Annotated in this window: 2 protein-coding genes; one reads left to right on the top strand and one right to left on the bottom strand. The window is 31.3% G+C overall.

Annotated elements, in window-relative coordinates; genetic code table 11:
- The first annotated feature begins 86 nt into the window (after positions 1–86).
- A complete protein-coding gene (locus AACR11_RS21080; protein WP_029790653.1) occupies positions 87–380 on the top strand; it encodes a hypothetical protein in 294 nt (97 codons plus the stop codon).
- 292 nt (positions 381–672) lie between these two features.
- On the opposite strand, the gene AACR11_RS21075 is transcribed toward AACR11_RS21080, so the two are convergent.
- Positions 673–1,863 carry a hypothetical protein gene (locus AACR11_RS21075; protein WP_017191364.1) on the bottom strand — a complete coding sequence of 397 codons (1,191 nt, stop codon included), beginning with the start codon at positions 1,861–1,863 and terminating at the stop codon, positions 673–675.
- Positions 1,864–2,120 lie beyond the last annotated feature (257 nt).

Raw genomic sequence — 2,120 nt, 5'->3', positions numbered from 1 at the left:
AGCCCCGAAAGTTAATGTTATTAACCAACGAGGCCAAGTCATGAATCTAAGCAATTCTGATTATAGCCTATTCACTGTAGGAGGCAATGAAAAATGCCAAAATGTTAGGCGTGTTTTTAACTGAACTCGAATTAGGAAACAAAGCCATTTACCTAAGTAATATTTTAATTAATGTTTCTGAAAAGAAAATAAGAACAAAAAATAAACATGCAAAAAAGAACTTTGGCCAATATTCGATAAAAACAGGGATTTTTTTATTTTTAACCTTGTTAACGAAATATTTAATTAAGCTAAAAAAACAAAAACAAGACGACAGCAAAAAGATGAAAGAGAAAAACCTTATTAACATTAATAATATTGAATCTGGAAATGAAAAGTAAGATATAACAAAAATTGTAAAGACAATTAAAAAATTAATCATAAAGTTCTAACCATTAAAATAACAATGTTAATTAAAAATGAAAATCCCCCAATAATCCTAAAATTTACCTTCTCTTTCTTTATTATAACCAAATAAGTTGATTTAATTGAATAAATCATAGAGATGAATAGAGAGAAAAATAAAAGCTCTATGTTTGACTCATCCCAAAAGTAAAACAAATTGAGTTGAGAAAAAAAAGGAATAATAAATCCTAACATTAAAATAAATTTATTTGTAGAATAATTTATCATTTAATCGATATCTCCAGAAAACCCAGGTCTATCTGGAAAGTCAATTTCTATTGTTTCTCTACTATCTAAGTCTGTTTCTATTGCATCGGGTCCATCTCGATCATCGAAATCCCTATCTCTATCATCATCTTCTCGCTCTCTATCATAATCATTACGATCTCTATCATCATCTTCTCTGGTTCGATCGGTACTTATGTCACTTTCTGTTTCTCTTTCTCTATATGTGCTGGCAAGTTCTTGTGAATAATATTGAGAGATATTCATAGGTAAACCTATAGCAGGTCCAAAGGCAATCGAAATACCTTTAATTGAACCATCTCCATTACTAACTAAACCATAAGAACCTGCTGGAGTCTCAAAAGTTGTGCCAAAACTTTTTCCATTTGCAATAGCGGCAAGATCACCAGAGTTCCAAACACCAATCTCTCCTTGGAAGGACGCTACACTTCCAGCGTTATAGCCATCTACAACTGATAGACTAAAATCGTCTATATTTGTTGCAAATTGAAATCCTTTAGATATAGGTCCTACAGAACCAACAATACTAATTGTTAGAGAGTATTCCGAATCTTCATCACTAAACCAAGAAGCTGTTTGATACCCTCTTGGTTTAGTTATTTGTTTCCCATCATATATATCTTTAAAATCAGTAGAATCTTCTCCTTTTATCGCAACCGTAATAAAAGGTATACTACTTGGAGATACTATACGTGCTGGTAGTAATACTTCTATCCTTTCCATAATACCTTCACTAGAAAAAGCTTGGTCATATACATCACCATAGGCAACCATATTTGGATTTGCTTCTATTGTAATTGTATATTCTTCAGGTCCCCAACCATATTTCCCTCTGCTAATTTCTTGTATTGTTCCATCATTACGATCTAGATATCTTATTTTTATCAATAATTCTTTTGCTTTGAATCTAGGTGAATCTCTTATATATCTAATGCTTATGGCATCATGGAATTTATTAGATGTTTGACCATTATCTCTATAATATACTTCTCTTTGTAGTCCATGGCTTATATCAAGATCTAAGTCTCTAAAATCTAAAAATGTTATCCCTTCAACATTTTTCCAATCTTTAGTATAACCATCTATTGAAAATGGTTCTTCTCCTACTTTTTGTTCTGAAGCGTTAGTAACAAATGGCATTAAAGAAAGTAAAATTAGAATAATACGAATCATAATTATCAAACCCAAACCATAAGAAAGGCTTGATAATATATGGGATTAAATGCATTTAACTATAGGTCTATCACAATTTTATAAATTCAAAAGCTGGCAGTGATACCATGGAGATCATAGTTTAAGGGGGTTGAAAACAGTGGAACAATTGGAATAGAGCATCCACAGAAGCTCAACACGAAATAATTCAGTCATTCAGTCATTCAGTCATTCAGTCATTCATGAACTGTAAGAAATCAGACTTTAGTTAAAAACCG

The sequence above is a fragment of the Vibrio sp. L85 genome (assembly GCF_963871815.1).
GTDB lineage: Bacteria > Pseudomonadota > Gammaproteobacteria > Enterobacterales > Vibrionaceae > Vibrio > Vibrio harveyi.
This window is presented reverse-complemented; position numbering and strand designations above follow the sequence as displayed.